12 protein-coding genes and 1 pseudogene are annotated in these 20096 nt (G+C 53.2%); 10 read left to right on the forward strand and 3 right to left on the reverse strand.

Going from position 1 to position 20096, the window contains the following annotated elements:
• Positions 1-49 precede the first annotated feature (49 nt).
• From ACHZB8_RS20750 to ACHZB8_RS20770, 5 genes are all read left to right on the forward strand, one after another.
• Positions 50-1537, forward strand: coding sequence for an ABC transporter substrate-binding protein (locus ACHZB8_RS20750; RefSeq protein ID WP_394706233.1), 1488 nt, complete (start codon positions 50-52; stop codon positions 1535-1537).
• Positions 1538-1643: 106 nt separating this feature from the next.
• Positions 1644-2597: an ABC transporter permease gene (locus ACHZB8_RS20755; RefSeq protein WP_316863105.1), complete on the forward strand. Its 954-nt coding sequence runs from the start codon at positions 1644-1646 to the stop codon at positions 2595-2597.
• On the forward strand, positions 2594-3493 hold the full coding sequence (locus ACHZB8_RS20760; protein ID WP_316863106.1) for an ABC transporter permease: 900 nt from the start codon (positions 2594-2596) through the stop codon (positions 3491-3493). Before ACHZB8_RS20755 ends, ACHZB8_RS20760 begins: the two co-directional genes overlap by 4 nt.
• On the forward strand, positions 3490-5145 hold the full coding sequence (locus tag ACHZB8_RS20765) for a dipeptide ABC transporter ATP-binding protein (protein WP_316863108.1): 1656 nt from the start codon (positions 3490-3492) through the stop codon (positions 5143-5145). The genes ACHZB8_RS20760 and ACHZB8_RS20765 overlap by 4 nt, the downstream gene beginning before the upstream one ends.
• A 70-nt stretch (positions 5146-5215) precedes the next feature.
• The gene (locus tag ACHZB8_RS20770; protein WP_316863110.1) at positions 5216-5404 is read left to right on the forward strand and encodes a hypothetical protein; all 189 of its coding nucleotides are present in this window, start codon (positions 5216-5218) and stop codon (positions 5402-5404) included.
• 68 nt (positions 5405-5472) lie between these two features.
• Here ACHZB8_RS20770 and pgi read toward each other — a convergent pair whose 3' ends face one another.
• Positions 5473-7098, reverse strand: a complete 1626-nt coding sequence (gene pgi, locus ACHZB8_RS20775) for a glucose-6-phosphate isomerase (protein ID WP_316863111.1) — start codon at positions 7096-7098, stop codon at positions 5473-5475.
• A 290-nt stretch (positions 7099-7388) separates the two neighbouring features.
• Here pgi and ACHZB8_RS20780 point away from each other — a divergent pair, with 290 nt between their 5' ends.
• The 5 genes and pseudogenes from ACHZB8_RS20780 to ACHZB8_RS20800 all read left to right on the forward strand — a co-directional run bounded on the left by ACHZB8_RS20780 (position 7389) and on the right by ACHZB8_RS20800 (position 16384).
• On the forward strand, positions 7389-10586 hold the full coding sequence (locus tag ACHZB8_RS20780) for an AsmA family protein (protein ID WP_316863113.1): 3198 nt from the start codon (positions 7389-7391) through the stop codon (positions 10584-10586).
• Between the two features lie 429 nt (positions 10587-11015).
• Positions 11016-11987: an arginase gene (rocF, locus tag ACHZB8_RS20785; RefSeq protein ID WP_316863115.1), complete on the forward strand. Its 972-nt coding sequence runs from the start codon at positions 11016-11018 to the stop codon at positions 11985-11987.
• A gap of 180 nt (positions 11988-12167) precedes the next feature.
• Positions 12168-12599, forward strand: coding sequence for a methylglyoxal synthase (locus ACHZB8_RS20790; protein ID WP_316863117.1), 432 nt, complete (start codon positions 12168-12170; stop codon positions 12597-12599).
• A 263-nt stretch (positions 12600-12862) separates the two neighbouring features.
• Positions 12863-15655, forward strand: a pseudogene (locus ACHZB8_RS20795) (EAL domain-containing protein).
• A 393-nt stretch (positions 15656-16048) separates the two neighbouring features.
• Positions 16049-16384: a metalloregulator ArsR/SmtB family transcription factor gene (locus ACHZB8_RS20800; RefSeq protein WP_316863118.1), complete on the forward strand. Its 336-nt coding sequence runs from the start codon at positions 16049-16051 to the stop codon at positions 16382-16384.
• A gap of 146 nt (positions 16385-16530) precedes the next feature.
• Here the strand turns inward: ACHZB8_RS20800 and iolG are convergent, their stop codons facing one another.
• Positions 16531-17523 (reverse strand): inositol 2-dehydrogenase, encoded by a 993-nt coding sequence (gene iolG, locus ACHZB8_RS20805; protein WP_316863119.1) that lies wholly within the window; start codon positions 17521-17523, stop codon positions 16531-16533.
• A gap of 338 nt (positions 17524-17861) precedes the next feature.
• On the reverse strand, positions 17862-20084 hold the full coding sequence (locus tag ACHZB8_RS20810) for an NADP-dependent isocitrate dehydrogenase (protein ID WP_316863120.1): 2223 nt from the start codon (positions 20082-20084) through the stop codon (positions 17862-17864).
• Positions 20085-20096 lie beyond the last annotated feature (12 nt).

The raw sequence follows: 20096 nt of genomic DNA on the forward strand, positions 1-20096 counted from the left end.
ATTTCGGCTCATGCAGCCGCTTAGACCCAGACGGTTGGGGAGACCTGAGATGAAACAACCTGCACCAAAATGGATTATGGCCCTTTGCCTGTCGGTTTGCCTGTTTGCCCCGGACGCAGGGGCTGCACAATCCGACCTAACCTTGGGCATACGCCTCGAGCCGCCCCATCTGGACCCCACAGCGGGAGCGGCCGCCGCCATCGATGAGATCACCTACGCAAACATTTTTGAAGGCCTGACCCGGATCGACGAAACAGGTGCGGTAAAGCCCGCTCTGGCAAAAAGCTGGTCAATTTCCGAAGACGGCCTGACCTACACCTTCAGCTTGCAACAGAATGTCAAATTCCATGATGGAACCGACTTCGAAGCGAGCGACGTGGTCTTCTCTCTGGATCGGGCACGGGGTGAGTCTTCCGTCAACGCCCAGAAGGCGCTGTTCGAGCCCATCGAGCAGGTAACAGCAGAAGACAAATACACGGTCAAGATGACATTGAAACGCCCGACCGGAGCCATGTTGTTCAATCTGGGCTGGGGTGACGCGATCATGGTTGCTCCCGAAAGCGCCGAGACCAACAAGGCCAATCCGATCGGAACCGGCCCCTTCAAACTGGCAAAATGGGTCAAGGGCGATTCCATCACGCTTGCAAAAAACCCAGACTATTGGGGCACGCCTGCCAAGCTGGAAAAGGCCACCTTCAAGATCGTCGCTGACGCCGCAGCAAGCCTTTCGGCCTTGATGGCAGGCGATGTCGATGCTTTCCCGATTTTCCCGGCCCCCGAAATGCTCACCTCCATTGAAGCGGATCCACGTTTCAAGGTCGTCATCGGCACAACAGAAGGCGAAACCATTCTGGCCACCAACAATGCCGAGCAACATTTCAAGGATGTACGGGTGCGCAAGGCAATGGCACACGCCATCAACCGGCAAGCTTTGATTGATGGTGCCATGTTCGGCTACGGCACCCCGATCGGCTCGCACTTCGCGCCACACAATCCAGCTTATGTCGATTTGTCCAAGGTCTATGATTATGACCTCGACAAGGCCAGGGCCCTTCTCAAGGAAGCCGGATATGAGGCTGGCTTCTCGGCGCGCCTGTTCCTGCCTCCAACCGATTATGCCCGCCGTTCCGGCCTTATCATCGCATCGGACCTGAAGAAAATCGGCATTGATCTTGAAATCATCAATGTTGAATGGGCCCAGTGGCTCAAGCAGGTCTTCAAAGACAAAGACTATGATCTGACCATCATCTCTCACACCGAGCCGATGGACATCGATATCTATGCTCGTGATGATTATTACTTCAATTATCACAATGCGGACTTCAACAAGATCATCACGGACCTCAACGCAACCGCCGATGTTGCCAAGAGGACAGAGCTTTTGCATCAGGCACAGAAGAAACTCAATGACGATGCTGTCAACGGTTTCCTCTTCCAGCTTGCAAAAACCGGCGTCTGGAATGCCAGGATCAAGGGTCTTTGGGCCAATGCACCAATTCAGGCCAATGATTTAACTGCCGTGGAATGGATGGACTAAAGCAAATTTTCGCGCTAAAAGGCGTCCGGGTATGGCAGCACAATCTGCCATACCCTTTTTCACAAAAGCGTCTGGCACATGATGCCAGAACCCTGGTCCGTGCGTCATGTTTGTCTATACCCTGCGCCGCTTTGTTTCCCTCTGCATAACGCTTGCGGCCGCATCCCTGTTTGTCTTTGCCGTGATGGAAATTCTCCCCGGCGATCCGGCCGAATTGATATTGGGCATCAACGCACAAGAAGACACGCTTGCCGCCTTGCGTGAACAGCTCGGGCTCAACCTTCCCCTGATCCATCGATACTGGCTCTGGATCTCGGGGATGTTTCAGGGTGATTTCGGTACCAGCTACACCTATTCAGTTCCGGTGACCGAACTGATCGGAGCAAGACTGACCATCTCCCTGCCGCTTGCCCTCATGGCCCTGTTCCTCTCCACCATTCTTGCCCTTCCGCTCGGCATTGTCGCAGCGGCCAATCATTCCAAATGGCAGGATATCTCGCTCATAGGCGCAACACAGATCGGCATCGCCGTACCCAATTTCTGGTTTGCAATGCTGCTCGTTCTGGTCTTTGCCGTTACACTGCACTGGTTTCCCTCGGGCGGCTTTCCCGGCTGGGATGCGGGATTCTGGCAAGCCTTGAAAGCTCTACTGCTGCCAGCAATTGCCCTTGCCCTGCCTCAAGCCTCAATCCTCGTGCGCATCATGCGTTCCTCGATGCTCGATGTGCTGCATGAAGACTATATGCGCACGGCCCGTGCAAAGGGTCTCAACTTGCGTCAAACCCTTGCCCGCCACGGCCTTCGCAATGCCCTCATTCCGGTGGTCACGATCCTGGGCCTGCAATTCTCTTTCCTGCTTGCCGGAACCGTCATCATTGAAAATGTCTTTTCCCTGCCAGGTGTTGGTCGCCTTGTCTTTCAGGCCATCAATCAGCGCGATCTCATAACCGTCAAGGCCGTCATCATCCTGCTTGTGGCAACCGTCATCACCGTCAATTTTCTGGTCGACGTCGCCTACGGACTGATCGACCCAAGACTCCACGGAAAGAGAAGCGCATGAACAAGCCACGCCTCTTTTCTTCACCATCCGACAGGGGTCATGGCTTCTTCGCTCGAGGCCTACACTCGCCTTCCTTCGTCATTGGCGGTCTGATCACGCTTTTCTTTGTCGCTCTGGCGCTCTTGTCCTTTGTCTGGACGCCCCATGATGCGCTCTCGGTCAACATCGCTGACCGGCTCAAACCCATGAGCAGCACCTATTGGCTCGGCACCGACCAATATGGCCATGATCTTTTTTCCATGATCATGCTCGGTGCACGAAATTCCATCGCAGTGGCTCTTGTCGCGGTGGGAATCGGTGCAGGCATCGGTGTCCCGCTTGGCACCTGGGCAGCAGCAAAAGGCGGATGGATGGACGAATCCATCATGCGCCTTGGGGATTTCATTTTTGCCTTTCCTGCAATCATTTCAGCGATCATGATAACCGCCCTTGCCGGTCCCGGAGCGATCAATGCGATCATCGCCATCGGTATTTTCAATATTCCGGTTTTTGCCCGTCTGTCTCGTGGTGCGGCGCTCAGCCTCTGGACGCGCGAGTTCATTTTCGCCGCCCGCCTCTCCGGCAAGGGCTCGATCCGCATCACCATCGAGCATATTCTGCCCAATATCGCCAACCTTCTCATCGTACAGGGCACGATCCAATTCTCGCTCGGAATACTGGCTGAAGCGGGCCTGTCCTATGTTGGCCTTGGCACCCAGCCCCCCATGCCCAGTTGGGGTCAGATGCTGTCCGAAGCCCAGACATGGCTGATGATGGCACCTCAACTGGCGATTATCCCCGGCCTTGCGATTATCCTGACCGTGCTCGGTCTCAATCTGCTCGGCGACGGTCTCAGAGACATGCTGGATCCGAAAATCCGCTCAAGTCTCGATATCGGTGGGAGCAAGGCGTCATGACCCTTTTGCAACTCACCAATCTTTCGCTTTCCATTGCTGGCAAGCCGATCCTGAAAGACATCTCATTTTCGCTTGATGCTGGCCAATGCCTTGGACTGGTAGGTGAATCCGGCTCAGGCAAAAGCCTCACGGCACTCTCGATCATGCAACTGCTGCCAAACCGCAGCTCCCTTGTCGGCTCGATAGATCTTGTCGGAGATGACCTTGTCGGTCTTTCCGAGCAGGCACTTTGTCGACGACGCGGCAATGTCATGGGCATGATTTTCCAGGAGCCGATGACCGCGCTCAACCCGTTAAAGACAATCGGTGCCCAGGTGGAGGAATGCATCCGGCTGCACGCATCGGTAACCCGGCATGAAGCCGAAGAACTCGCCATCAAACAGCTCCAGCGCGTCGGCCTTGATACATCCCGCACATCGCCGGATCGCTTCCCCCATCAGTTGTCCGGCGGCCAGCGTCAGCGCGCCATCATCGCCATGGCGATTGCCATGCAGCCAAGCCTTGTCATCGCCGACGAGCCAACCACGGCCCTTGACGTCACATCGCAGGCAGAAATCCTGGCACTGCTCAAAGAACTTATGCTGGAAGATCGGTCAGCCCTCATCCTGATTTCCCACGACCTTGCCGTGGTGGCGGACATGGCCGACAAAATCGCCATCATGAAAGATGGAGCGATTGTCGAGGCCGGTCCCCTTCCTGCCCTGTTCAATGAGTTGAACCACCCCTATAGCAAAGGCCTTTTTGCCGCCTCGACTCATAAGCCGACACGCAAGAAACCACCCCTGTTCAGCGACGCACCATCGCTTGAACAGCAAAAGCCCATCCTTGACGCAAAAAAGATCGTGCGATCCTACCCGCTGCCACGCAGCTTTCCCTATCTTGAACGATCTGTCACCCGCGCCGTCGACGAGGTGGACCTGACCATTTACCAGGGCCAGAGCGTCGGGTTGGTGGGTGAGTCAGGCTGCGGGAAGTCCACTCTTGCCCGCACGCTTCTGGGGCTTGAGAAGCCCCAGGATGGCACCGTCCGTATCGGCAGACACGATCCTTATGCAGCAGGCAAGGAAGATCTTCTCAATGTCCGCAAGGATATTCAGATTGTCTTTCAGGATCCCAATGGGTCTTTCAATCCACGCCACAAGATCGGCCAATCGATAGCCGAACCCCTTCATCTTTATCGCAACAGCCTCAGCAGGTCCGAACGCGATGCCCGTATTCTCGCGAGCCTCGAACAGGTTGGCCTTGATGCAAGCGACGCGGAAAAATACCCTCATGAATTCTCGGGTGGTCAACGGCAACGTCTGGCCCTCGCACGGGCTCTCATAACAAAACCGAAAATCATCATTGCCGATGAACCGGTTTCCGCACTTGACGTTTCCATCCGGGCTCAGATTCTGGACCTCTTCGCAGATCTGCGAGACAGGCTGAACCTTGCCTACCTCTTCATCAGCCACGACCTGTCAGTCGTTCGCGCGATAACTGACGAAGTCATGGTGATGTATCGCGGCAAGATCGTCGAGCGCGGCAGGACCGAGGACATTTTTTCAGCGCCCCAAAATGCCTACACCCAGACGCTCATGAACGCGGCCCCCAACTTGATGGACGCAATAGACAAGCGGCAGCGCGAACAAAAAGACCCACCGGCAAAGTGACCGGCAGGCCTTGATAACAAGTCAATTGCTCGCAGACATGACGAGACGATCAGCAGGATACGAGACAAAAATGACTGAGCATCAACATAAGATTTTGTTGGACACCATACTCGACATTCAGTATCGCGAAGAGAAGGGTGAAGATATCGCTCTTGCGCTTGCCGAACTCTATCAATTGGCAGGAAGTCTCGACTTCCCAGACGAAGAGTTTGATCTCGTTTTTGAAAAATCAGAGGCATTAAGAGGATTACATACATAAAAAAGACCCACCGGCAAAGTGACCGGCAGGCCTTGATAACAAGCTGAGCATGATAACCCTATGCCGGCTTACACCATGCGATAGGCTTTGAGACGATCAAGGATCGCAGGGTCTCCCTCTCCGCGTTCGGCGGATTTGACCGCAGGCGCAAGCTTGTTGGCCAGTTCCTTGCCAAGCTCCACACCCCACTGGTCATAAGAGTTGATGCCCCAGACAACGCCCTGAACAAACACCTTCTGTTCGTAAAGAGCGATCAGTCGACCAAGCATTTTTGGTGTCAGCTGGTCATAAAACAACAGCGAACTTGGACGGTTGCCCGGGAAAACCTTGTGCGGAGCAAGAAGGGCTGCGGCATCTTCAGATTTGCCCGACGCCAACAATTGGGCGCGGGCTTCCTCTTCGGTCCGCCCCATGGCCAATGCCTCGACCTGCGCGAAACAGTTGGAAAGCAGCAATTCATGCTGTCCAGTGTCCGCATCCGTGGGATTGGCGGCAACCATGAATTCACACGGAATGATGTCATGACCCTGATGCAGTTCCTGATAGAAGGCATGCTGGCCATTGGTTCCCGCAGCCCCCCAAATAACAGGTCCGGTCGCACGCAGAATGTCCGATCCATCTCGGCGAACCCGCTTGCCGTTTGACTCCATATCAAGCTGTTGCAAGAAGGCGGAGAAATATTCAAGCCGCTGGTCATATGGCAATACGGCCATGGACGAACAGCTCCAGACATTGCGATACCACAAGCCAAGTGCAGCAAGCAACATCGGGATATTTTCCCTGAACGGGGCCGTTCCAAAATGCTCATCCATCGCATTGGCACCGGCGAGGAAGTCTTCAAAGCCGTCCGGACCGATAGCAATCATCACCGGCAGACCAATGGCAGACCAGACCGAGTAGCGCCCGCCGACCCAGTCCCAGAATTCGAACATTCGCTCGGAGCTGATGCCGAAGCCTTCAACGCCTTCCTTGTTGGTGGAAAGGGCCGCGAAATGCGCACCAACCGCATCGTCCCCCAAAGCGGAGACAAGCCAGGCCTTGGCCGCTCTTGCATTGGTCATGGTTTCCTGAGTGGTGAAGGTCTTGGAGGCAACAAGGAACAGGGTCCGCGCCGGGTCCAGAAGCTTGAGCGTATCGCCCATATGGGCGCCGTCAACGTTGGACACGAAATGCACATTCGGGCCATCATGGAAAGCGGCAAGCGCCCTGGTCACCATGTGAGGGCCTAGATCAGAGCCCCCGATTCCGATATTGACCACATCGGTAAAGGGCTTTCCGTCAGAGGCGGCAATCGAACCATCACGAACGCCTTCTGCGAAGGCATAAAGCCGATTTTTGACAGCGTTGATGTCGGCCGCAACCATCTGTCCATTGACCTGCAAGTCATCGGAGACGCTGCCACGAAGAGCGATATGCAACACCGAGCGATTTTCTGTATTGTTGATCGCGACGCCCGACTTCATGTCCTGAAAGCGCTCTGCCACACCTGCTTGCAACAGAAGATTCTCCAAAAGCAGCAGCGTCTTGTCATTCACATAGTTGCGTGAGTAATCCAGCGTCAAACACTCATCCATCTGTGCTGAATAGCGATCAAATCGCGCCGGATCCTCGGCAAAGGCCTTCCGCAGGTGAAAGTCAGCGAAATCCTGACGATGGCGGACCAGATCGGACCAAACAACTTCCAATGAGCTCATCTTGCTACCCCAATACGTAAAAAAGACATTATCTCTCCCTCTATTAGCCTGACTATGTGACGCTGTCATATGAGATCGGTCAACAGGGAGCCCTAAAGAAAACTTTTCCACTCAAGCAAGGTCAATCCGTTGACGAAAAGAGGGAGCCGGCGGATTTTATTTCTTGATTTAAAAAGTCTTCTATTTGTGTTTCTGTTGATCCTGATTGTATGATGCAGACATATCGAATCGCACGGTAAAGACGAAAGACAAGAGCAAAAGCTGCTTTGCATGAGCGGCGGGAGAGCTTAATGCGCAATATCATTATTTCCCTTCTCTCGACTATTTTCCTCATCCTGCTCGCTCTGGTCTTCCTCCCCTTCTTCCTTTCAACCGACTATCTCAAGACGCAAGTGGAAGACTTCGTCAAGAAACAATCGGGCATGACGCTTGATATCGGCGGGGATGTCTCCCTCTCCTTTATCACCGGTGTCAAGCTTTCCGCAGAAGCCGTTTCTCTGGAAGACAAACAGAATAAGCCGATCTTTTCTGTCGAACGCCTCGACTTCGGCCTTGCTCTCTCCCCATTGCTTTCGGGCAAAGCCGATGTCACCGGCATCGCGCTGACGCGACCCTTGTTCACCATCAGCCAAGCCAGCGACACGTTGCCTCAAACAGGCGGCCAGCAAGGAAAAGAGCCCCCCTCGGCATCGACGAATGTGTCCACCTCGAAAGACACGCCCGCCACAACGGCCGACGGCCAAGATGACGAAATCGACTTGTCCGCGTTAAGCCTTCGCCAGATTTTGGTCAGTGATGCGATGATTGTGAGTGTCGATGAAGGCGGCCATAGCACAACTCTGGCATCCAACCTTGATGCCAATATCCGGATACCCGACTTTGCAGCTCTGGCAGAACTCGAGATCAGCTTCACCTATCGGGGCAACAAACTCACCCTTGATGGAACGCTTGATAATCCGGCAAACGCAATCAATAAACGACGCGCTCGCTTTGAGCTTGATGTATCGGCAGAGGCGCTCCGCCTGAAGGCCATTGGAGATGTAGACTTGGGCTCCGAACAATGGCTGGTCGCCAACTATGCGGCCAATTCAAGCAATGTCACTCAATTGTTGAGCTGGCTGGACGTCGGATCTGATGTCCTTGACATCGGAACCGCAAGCCTTGAAGGCTCCCTGCTTGCACAAAATGATGAAATCCGCCTTCCCAGCCTGTCGCTCTCGCTGGACAAGCAGACCGTCAAGGCAGCCGCCCGCATCTTTACCTCGAGCAAGCTTGCAAGGCCCTTTGTCAGGCTCGCTCTGCTCGGCTCGGTCTTGAATTTCGACGAAATCTTGCCAAAGACGTCAGGCCAGCAAAGCAAGAAAAGCGCTTCCATCGCTCCCGTTGCCAACCGGTCCTTGATCGCGGCTCACGCACAAACCATCACGGAAACCCTCAAGAGCCAACAAGCAGGAAGTACCACACCGGATCTGTCTGTCCTCACCCGGTTCGACGGAACCCTCGATCTGCGCTCCGGTCGTGTGGTCTATCAAGGCAAGTCCATTCGCCAGTTGAAACTGCTGGCCCAGCTCATAGATGGTCAGCTTGACCTTGATATCAAATCGGCCAATCTGGCCAAAGGCAATATCAAGGCAAATGTGAAGGGAAATATCAATCAACTGGTCTGGACAGGCACACTCAACGCGCGCGAACTTGACTTGACCGAAATTGCCGCGCTCGCAGGGCAGAAAAGCCCGCTTCTGGGCCAGATCTCGACCGATGTCAATTTCGCAGCTCAGGGGCTGGACGCCAAAACGATTCTCGCCAAAGGCAACCTCGCCGGTATTCTTTCCCTGAGCAAGGGCGAACTGGCACCCGAAATTCTGAAAGCGGCCAATCTCAACGGCAAGAATGACAAGCCATCGAACATTTCGGGCCGGATCACAATCGCCAATCTCGATGACCCCGTTGACATCTCCGGCAACCTCAAATGGCGCGGCGAAGCGATCCGTTTTGCAAGCACCGTGGGATTGGGCGAAGCCTTGAACGGAACGGCGATCCCGGCAAGTGTTTCCCTTGATAGCAAGCCCTTGTCGATATTGCTCGCTGGCAAGTTCGACCCGAACAAGCTGAGCCTTACGGGCAGCAAGCTGACGGTCAACACCAAATCGAGCAAAAATCTGCTTGCCTGGCTGGGGCAAAAGGTCAATTCCGGCACCCCCGACATGCCCGTCCGCTTTTCAACCAACCTTGCGCTTGACAGCCAGACCTCGAACCTGACAAATCTTTCTCTTGTAATGGGACAGTCCAAAGGGGCCGGCAATATCACATACAAAGCTGGTAGCATTCCAACAATCACCGGCAAACTCGCCTTTGACAAGCTCGATGTGACGCCCCTGATGGGCGTTGGAACATCGCAAGGACGAACCACAAGCGCCAGCGCATCGTCAAGCAAGGCCAAAGCAACCCCCGGCAAATCGAGCAAAACGGCAACACAATCCAGTTCCACAAGCTGGGACAACAGCCCGATCGATTTTTCAGGGCTCAACACCGTCAATGCCGATTTCACCATCTCGACAAAATCGCTGATTGCGAGGGACATCGTAACCGGTGCGGTCAATCTCAAAACCACATTGCAGAATGGCAAGCTCGCCTCATCTCTGACAAAACTGAACCTCTACAAGGGAACCGGCAACGGAGAGGTTACAATCGATGCGACGTCCAAACCGGAGAAAATGACCGCCAAGTTCGATTTCGCAAATCTTGACATGAAGCCTTTCCTCACAGACTCGATCAGCCTGGATGCCCTGAGCGGTAGAGGCAAGACAAGCATCAACATGAAAAGCCAGGGATCCAGTCAGTTGGCTCTGATCAAGGCTCTTAATGGCACTGCCAATATCGAAATGAGCGATGGCCAGATAAACGGCATCAACATTCCGCAAATGCTGCGCAGCCTTCAGTCCAACATTCTTGAGGGCTGGTCTTCAAGCAAAGCCCAAAGCACGGATTTCTCGGCTCTGACGGCAAGCTTCAAGATCACGAACGGCATCGCGGCAAATTCGGACCTGTCGATCCTCAGTCCGCTGTTTCGCCTGTCTGGCGAGGGCTCGATCGATTTGCCCCAGCAACGGATCGATTATAAGACAACACCGAAAGTCGTGTCGAAATTGCGTGGTCAGGGCGGGCCGGTCAACACCAAGGGCGTTCCCATTCCGATCATCATCAAGGGCAAGCTGGCCAAGCCGCGTATCTATCCCGACATCAAGGGAATCCTCGAAAATCCGCAAGCGATCCTCGAAGGCCTCAATGAAATGGGAAGCGCCGGAAAAGCGGCATCCAAAGGCGTGAAGAAGCTTGAGAAAACCGTCAACAAGGAGCTGAAAAAGCAATCGGAAAAACTTGGAATTGATCTCAACAAGATCATTCAGTTGCCAACGCAGAACAACAACAAAAAGAACCAGAGCCTGGAACAACAACTGCTGAAAGGCATCACCAAGGGCTTGTTCTAGAACAAGCCGGCGTCCGCAAATCGATCAGCCAGCCAACCGGCTGGCGGCATTTGCCTTGGCCAAAGGACCTGCGGTTTCCGGCCACAGAACACGGAAGGCACGATGCGCATGATGCGCATGTTGCTTTGGCTCGCCTCCTTTGTCCGCTCTGCCTGATCTTCCCCTCCTCCTCGCGCTCTGTCCTTTTGAAAGCCCCCATGGTCATCCCGTCTTGTGGAACCTGTTGCCAACAGCACCTTCTTTCGAGACTCACCAATCCCACTGCAACCAAATCAACCTCCGAAAGACGCATTCACACTGTCATTTTGCACAAACACTCTATACAAATTTTGTAGTATTCTGACATTTTTATCAAAGATTATGCCTTTTCTCTGACAACCGCCTCCTGTCTATTAGCGCCAGACATGAGCAGCTTCAGGGATCCTTCTGATGAAACCAACCACCCAAAGTGACGAAAAATCCGTATCGACAATAGCCCTGCTCGGCGTTCCCGTTCAGGATGGAACCCACGAAAAAGGGTGTTTGATGGGCCCGGCAGCCCTACGCACGGCGGGCATCGTTGAAACGCTTGAGCGCCTTGGCTTTGCTTGTGTCGATCATGGTGATCTTCATCCACCCTCCGTCGTCCCCGACATTGCTATTGATGGCAAAGCCAACAATGCCGGACGCATCGCAAGCTGGACGCGTGCGCTTGCCGACAAGGCCTATGACTTGGCCAAGACCGGTTTTCCGCTCTTCATGGGCGGCGATCATTCGCTTTCCATGGGATCGGTTTCCGGCATCGCCCAATATGCCTTCGAGCAACAAAGACCGCTCTATGTTCTTTGGCTGGACGCTCATACCGATTTCAACACGCCTCTCAGCTCCGAGACAGGCAATATGCACGGTATGCCGGTTGCCGCCTTTTGCGGTCTTGAAGAGCTGGCCCCGCTCTACACCGCTCCTCTGGCAAATCCTGTCAAGACAAGTCAGGTCCACATGATGGGCATCCGCAGCGTCGATAGCAAAGAACGTGAGCTGCTCAAGCAGAACAATGTCAGAGTAAGCGACATGCGCATCCTGGATGAAGTCGGCATCGTCCGCCCCTTGATGGAACTGATCGACGAAGTTCTGGCCCGCAATGCCATGCTCCACGTAAGTCTGGATGTTGACTTCCTGGATCCCGAGATCGCGCCTGCGGTGGGAACGACCGTTCCCGGAGGCGCAACCTTTCGCGAGGCACATCTGATCATGGAGCTCCTGCATGAAAGTGCCTGTGTAACCTCACTCGATCTCGTTGAACTCAATCCCTTTCTTGATCACCGTGGCAAAACCGCAGAGCTCTTGACCGATTTGACAGCCTCCCTGTTCGGACGGAAGATTTTCGACCGCCCGACACGGCGTCCAAGACCGCAGACCTGATGCTTTCAACAGTTGCGTCTCCCAAGAAGCAAACTGTGCCTATGGCTTAACTGGACAGACATCATTTGATGCTAATAAGCTGTGATAGACATAAGACCACCCGCTTCTGATTTTCCATGACAAACGGACAAGAGCCGGCGGTCTGACCACCAGGACCCAACGGCTTAAGGAAATGCGGTCATGCATGACGAAGAAACCAATGTCGATAACTCCCCCTTGCGAATTGCTCTGGTCGCCCATGACGCAAAAAAAGATGATCTGATCAAATGGATCGGAGAGCATCTGAACTTGCTGAGAAAAGCCGAGTTTGTGGGCACGGGCACGACCGGCGGGCGCATTCTCGACGCCTATCCCGAACTCAATCTCAGACCGCTCTTCTCGGGACCACTGGGAGGCGACCAACAGATCGGAGCGATGATTGCCGAAGGCAAGCTTGACGGTCTGATTTTCTTTGTCGATCCCCTGTCCCCAATGCCTCATGACGTTGACGTCAAGGCCCTTAACCGCCTCGCAGTGGTCTATGACCTGCCAATGGCCCAGAGCCCGAGCACGGCAAATATGGTCATCCGCGGCTTGATGCTGAAAAAATACGGCACCCTTGATTTTGCTTGAAAATCAAGCCTGTAGGCTCAGAAAAATCGAAACCGCCTCCCATCGCAACGAGGCGGTTTTTTTGCATTCAGGCAAAGGCTTGATAGAAGGCTGTTGACAGGCTTCCACAGGAGGGAGGCGCCAGACCTCACCGCACGCCAGCTTCATTTACGCTTTGTTATTCATAATCAAAAAAACAGCAAATTCAGCCGTCACCCAAAAGATTGCTAAATCTTTCATTTCTATAGTGACCTCAACAAGATAAATCTATCTTCAGGTCGGAAATGAAGCGGTTATTTTTCTATCGGACATTGGCATTATTGGCGATTTTCCTAAGCTGCGCCTTTGCTTGGGAAATGGGTGCCTTCATGCATATCGATAACGCCATAGCCGAAAAGCGCATGTCAGCAAAATCACATGCTGCATCGGGCAAGATCGCACTGCTTGAGATCGACAACAAAAGCCTGACGTCAATCGGTGTCTGGCCATGGAACAGATCCATATATGCCGACATTATCAAGAAGTCCTTCGAGGCAGGGGCCGAAGAGCTTGCCTTCGATATAGACTTCTCCTCTCATTCCACCGACCGCGCCGACAGTAAGTTCGCCAAAGCGCTTGAAGAGGCCAGCGGGCCCGTAACACTGGCTGTCTTCCAGCAATATTCGACATCGGAAATTGCCGATACCCGGTTGCAAACAAATCGCCCGATCGACAAGCTGGCAGATGTTGCCTGGCTCGCAACAGTGAATGTGATTGCAGACGCAGACGGCCTTGTCAGGTCAATTCCTCTTGGTCAGCAAACAGACGGGGAACTGGTTCCATCGCTGACAAGCGTACTGGGTGGAGTTCAGGACATTACAGCCTCCACGCATCTGATCAACTACGACATCGACCCCGAAACAATCCCGACTTATTCCATAATCGACTTGCTTGAAGGCAGCCTGCCCGCTGATGTCCTGAAAAATCGCAAAGTCCTGATTGGGGCCGGAGCAGCGGAGCTACGCGACACCATGGCAGTCCCCGTCTACGGGGTTTTATCAGGACCAAAATTGCAAATATTGGCGGCGGAGAATCTCATTCAGAACACGAGTCTTCACGAGATTTCCCAAAGGTGGCTCTATTATGCCGCAGGTCTGGGTTGCCTGCCGATATTTCTGTTTTTCATGGTTCGCCATGTCAAGAATATCACCCGCATCCTGGGGCTATTGTTGCTCTCTGCATGCGTTGAACTGGTTGGTTACTGGCTCTATTCAGACTATCACCTGCTTTTGCAAACAGCGATGATCCAGATCTTTCTGATTTCATCGGGTATCATCCTGATGATCACGGAAATCAGCTTCAAATCGCTGATGCTCAATTTGTCGCACAAGCACAATAAAAGCATCTCTGCCTTCCTTGAAACGATCATTGAAGACAACTTGTCAGGCATCATCATCGTCAGCGAGGAAAATAGGATCATTGGCATCAGCCGACATGCCATAGAAATGCTATCTTCCCTCGGTTACGAGCCCGCCAGGAATGACAAATACACCGAAGTGCTGCCGTGGGAATTCGGACACAAAATTCAACAGTGCCTCAAGGACGGAGAGAATTGCCACATCCCCGACGCACTGCAAATCGAGAAAATCGAACGCCATGGTGAAACCCGCTATTTCGAATTCACCATAACACCATCCTCTTTCATGCAGGGAAACGACGACGAGGAAACCAGCAACAGGGTGGCCACCCTGCTGTTTCACGATGTCACCGAGACGCAGCTCAAGCAGATCCATCTTGAATATCTGGCAGATCATGATCCTGTCACTGATCTGCTCAATATCAATGGCTTCACCAATGAGGTAGAGGCACTCGTCACAAGCAAAGCAGCACGCCGCGCCAGTATCTTTGTCTGTCAGGGGCGCAGGCTGGAAAAAGTGTATCAGACCCTTGGTGAAGACTATCACGACCAGCTGCTTCACAAAATGGGCGAGGCATTGAGCGCGCTGGACGCGTTTGATGTCGTGGGCAATGTCGATCACAAGAAATTCATGCTTTGCAAACTCGATTGCAGCCCGAGAGATCATGCAGATCTCATCGCCAGGATCAGAGAGTGCCTCGAGACACCATTCTCGGTGAGAGGTCACAACATCATTGTGAACGGCCATATCGGCATCGCTACATTCTACTCCGATGACGAACAGGTAACGCGCACCATCGATGACGCGGTTCTTGCGCTCAGCGATGCTATCGCGACGGGTGAAACATTCCGCCATTACACAGCCAAATTAAAACAGGAAGCGGACAAGAGCCGGGCACTGGAAGGCGAAATCATCGGGGCCTTGGAGCGAAACGAATTCGAGCTTCGCTATCAGCCCCAGACGGATCTGGCAACGGGCGAAACCATCGGCTGTGAAGCGCTTATACGGTGGAACCACAAGGAGTTCGGCCTGATCAGACCGGACCTTTTCATTCCACTGCTGGAGGAAACGGGAAAAATCGTCGACATTGGTCGCTGGATCATCAGAACGGCCTGCAAGGACGCGGAAAACTGGCCAAAGCCGGTGACGGTAGCCGTCAACGTGTCAGCGGTCCAATTCTAACACTCCGACGTTCTTGCCGACATTAACAATGCTTTGAAAACATCGCATTTGCCCAGCAACCGCCTTCATATTGAAATCACCGAGTCTCTTTTCATCGCAGATCCCGAAACCATCATCTCGGCGTTGAACACCATCAACCAAAGCGGCATCAAGATCGCTCTTGATGATTTTGGCACAGGCTATTCATCGCTCAGCTACATCCATCAATTCCCACTCGACAAGATCAAGATCGATCGGGCCTTCGTGAAAGATCTGCCCGACTCGGTGGATTCCATGGCCGTCATCAATTCGGTCACATCGCTGGCGCGCGGATTTGACCTTACCATCATTGCTGAAGGCATCGAAACCCAGGCGCAGGCAGATGTCCTTCACGCTTCGGGTTGCCATACAGGGCAAGGATATTTCTACGGCAAGCCAATGACATCCGATGAGTTTGCGAACTATTTGGCACTCCAGATGGGTCAGCTGGACAAAATCGACAAGCGTCTGGTTGGCTGAAGCAAGGTGCGTCAAGCCCGACGCACAAAGAGAGACCTGCTCCATGATAAAAGAGCAAACGGAAGCTCACTGAGCATGGCAACGGTCCAAATCAAACCGATCTCATGCGGCTGTAAACAGCGATTGACCCCCACAGAATCAGAAGTTGAGAAAAAGTAGTCAACAATCAACAACTTGATAAAACTTCCCAAATTTCATTTTATAAAATGCCAAACACATCAGAATAAGTGAAATTCACTTTATACCCTGTGGATCTTTGGTAGTATCACGGTATCCAAGACAAATCACAATATGATTTTCTCAAGATTGGGATTCTATCGAGACCTGAATCGTCTTGATTTTAGTCGCCCATAGTTTGCTTCGACGACCAAACACAAGCTCCGGTAAACATGAATGCCAGAAAAACTATTTAGAGAAAATATGGACACTACAGTCCTTAAGAATATGGCCAATATTGCTCCACAGGCTGCAAATCTTCTCAAGGTTATCGGGCATGATGGCCGATTGATGATCTTGTGTCATTTGGCTTCTGGAGAAAAATCCGTCACAGAACTTGAAGAACTACTATCAGCAAGACAGGCTGCGGTGTCACAGCAACTTTCGCGCTTGCGGCTGGAAGGTCTCATCGAGTCAAGAAGAGAAGGTAAATCGATTTACTACAATCTATCGGACAATCGCGCACGGCAAATCATGTGCACAGTCTATAATCTATTCTATCAGGAATCATAGCCTTCAGGCCCCAAACCCTGAGATGACTTGCTTCCCCCCTGCTCAAAATAGAAAACCCCTGGCACTCTTCCGGAAAACGGAGACCGCCAAGGGACTGTTCTAGCGGAACGAGGGCCTGCCACTTGAGGCGCGACCCTTGCCCTTGCCTATTTCCCGATTTTGATGGAACAACCCTTTTTGAAGGATTCCTGAGCAGCTTCCGCCAACTCCATCGCCTTCAGACCATCGATGTGATCCGGATGGACTTCAACCTGGCCCGCAACAACCTTGCAGAAGGTTTGCAATTCGGCCTGGTAGGCAATCGCATAGCGTTCCATGAAGAAGTCGAGAAGAGGATCGCTGCGATAGCCCTGTTTGTTGGCCAGCGTTACGGAGGTTCCGCGCAGGTTGTCGGCACGAACCATGCCCTTGGATCCATGCACCTCGATACGCTGGTCATAACCATAGCTTGCGCGGCGGCTATTGGTGATCACAGCGACACGCCCCTTGGCAGAACGCAAGGTCGCCGTCGCAGTATCCAGATCGCCAATCTTGCCAATCGCCGGATCGGTCAAGACCGAGCCCGTTGCAAAGACTTCAACGATCTCATCATCAAGCAGATAGCGCGCCATATCAAAATCATGGATCATCATATCAACGAAGATGCCACCGGATTTCTCAAGATAGCTGATAGAAGGCGCTTCCGGATCGCGGGATGTGATCTGCACAAGCTCCACTTCGCCGATTTCCCCGTTGCGGATATTCTTTTTCACCGCATCGAAGTTGAGGTCGAAACGGCGGTTGAAACCGATCATCATCTTGACGCCAGCCTTCTCGACCGCAGCCACACATTCGCGGACCTTGTCCATGTTCAGATCAATCGGTTTTTCGCAGAAAATGTGTTTTCCACCCTGGGCCGCTTCCAGAATCTGCTCTGCATGCTGGGCTGTCGGAGACGCGATGACGACTGCATCGATATCCGGGTCATCAACAATTTCCAAAAGGGTCGCCCGTGCTGCACCGGTCATGGCCTGAACGAAGGCCGCGGCGGCGTCTTCCGGTTCATGAATTGCAACAATTTCGACATTGTCCAGAGCACTCACTGTTCTGGCGTGAATTTGGCCAATGCGGCCGGCTCCCAAAAGACCGATACGGATCATGAAGATCTCTCCAAATAGCGTTTCCAAAGGGGTATTATCTTTGTTGGATCGCGTCTATGTGACACTTTCCCTTCTACCTTACCCGATTGCGACGTCTGTCCACCAAATCAATAATTTTCCGTTCCTGAACGAACGACCTAGACTTTCGTATCGCTCAAATGGCACAGAAAGACCCCAACAGTCAAATCCCGAACTGGAATATTATCTGCCAGTCGGGATAACTGACAAGAAACGATAGGAGCAGAAATTCGGATAAGGCAAGCGGAAAAACAAAAACGCCCGGCAAAGCCGGGCGTTCCTGGTGGAAATAACCATCAAGGCATGGACACCTTGAACAATCATCCGATGATTGCGTTCAAACTGGCGCTCGGACGCATGACCGCCGCCTTTTTCTCAACCGATGGATGATAATAGCCACCGATGTCGGCAGCAGGCCCCTGACAGGCCGCCAACTCGCCAAGAATGGAAGCTTCTTTTTCTTCAAGAGCCTTGGCAATCGGCGCAAAATGAGCTGCGATTGCTTCATCTTCCTTCTGCTCGGCCAGAGCCGCGGCCCAGTAACGAGCAAACCAGTAGTGGCTATCACGGTTGTCCGGCTCGCCAACCTTGCGCGATGGCGAGCGATTGTCATCGAGAATGCCTTGCGTTGCCACTTCAGCGGCGGCACCCAGAATTGCCGCCTTCTTGTTGCCTTTGACATCGGCAAGGAAATTGAGGCTCTCGCTGAGAGCGCAGAACTCACCCATGGAATCCCAACGCAAGTGATTTTTCTCGACCAGCTGTTGCACATGTTTCGGCGCAGATCCACCAGCACCGGTCTCGAACAATCCGCCGCCATTCATCAGCTTGACAATCGAAAGCATCTTGGCCGAGGTCCCCAGTTCCAGAATAGGGAACAGGTCCGTCAGATAGTCACGCAACACGTTGCCGGTGATGGCGATGCTGTCATTGCCCGCGGTAATCGTTTCAAGAGAGGCGCGGGTCGCTTCACGCGGTGCCATAATCTGGAACTTGTCTGCAACACCAGCTGCTTCCAGAGCCGGTTTCACATATTTGATCAGTTCCGCATCATGGGCGCGACTTTCGTCAAGCCAGAAAATGGCCTCAAAGCCTGTCAGGCGCTGACGATCCATCGCCAGTTGAATCCAGTTTTCAATCGGTGCCTTCTTGACCGTGCAAGCACGCCAGATATCACCCCCTTCGACCTCATGGCTATGCAGAATGGCACCATTGGCCAGAACGACACGAATGACACCATCAGCAGGCGCTTCGAAGGTCGTCGGATGGGAGCCATATTCCTCGGCCTTCTGTGCCATCAGACCCACATTCTGCACAGTGCCAGCTGTTGCAGGATTGAGGGCACCGTTGGCCTTGAAGAACGAAACCGCCTCATCATAGACCGGAGCGTAGCAATTGTCCGGGATCACGCAATTGACATCGCCTTTCGCACCACTTTCATCCCAACCCTTGCCACCGGCACGAATGAGAGCAGGCATGGATGCATCGATGATCACATCAGAGGGCACATGCAGGTTGGTGATGCCCTTGTCGCTGTCAACCATATAAATGGATGGCCGATCCGCTTTCAGCGCTTCAATCTCTGCCTGAATATTGGCAGCAAGTGGCAAGGCTGCGATGCGATCCAGAACATCGCCCATGCCAGAATTGGGATTGACCCCTGCTTCAGCCAGCATATCGCCGTATTTCTCGAAAATCGGCTTGAGCCAGGCTTTCACCGCATGACCGAAGATGATCGGATCGGACACTTTCATCATGGTCGCTTTCATATGCAGCGAGAACATGACACCGTCTTTTTTACTTTTCTCGATTTCCTCACCGAGGAACACCGCCAGCGCTTTGGCAGACATGAAGGTCGCATCCACGACCGTTCCCCCACTAAGGGCCCAACCGTCTTTGAGCACGCTCACGGAGCCATCCTTGGCGACAAATTCGATTTTCGCTTCACCGGCTTGCGCGGCAGTGAGGGTTGCGGAAACCTCATTGGCATAAAAATCATCACCCGGCATCGAGGAAACATGGGTCTTGCTGTCCGATGCCCATGCCCCCATGGAATGCGGATTCTTCTGGGCGAAATTCTTGACCGCTTTTGCCGCGCGACGATCCGAGTTGCCCTCGCGCAGAACCGGGTTCACTGCCGATCCCTTGATTGAGTCATAGCGGGCACGGATGCCTTTTTCCTCATCACTCCTCGGCTCTTCCGGATAGCTGGGAATATCATAGCCCTGAGCCTGAAGCTCTTCGATCGCAGCAACCAACTGCGGCACGGACGTGGAAATATTCGGCAGTTTGATGACATTGGCGTCCGGCGTCTTGACCAGTTCACCAAGCTCGGCCAGATCATCTGACTGCTTCTGATCCTCGCTCAGATTTTCCGGGAAAGTGGCCAGAATACGGCCTGAAAGAGAAATGTCCTTGGTGCCAACATTGATCCCGGCAACCGCTGCAAAGGAGCGGATGATCGGCAACAGTGACGCACTGGCAAGTTCGGGGGCTTCGTCCACTATGGTATAGATGATATCTGGATGAGATTGATCGGCCATATTTGCTACCTT

The organism is uncultured Cohaesibacter sp., assembly GCF_963556055.3.
Taxonomy (GTDB): Bacteria; Pseudomonadota; Alphaproteobacteria; order Rhizobiales; family Cohaesibacteraceae; genus Cohaesibacter.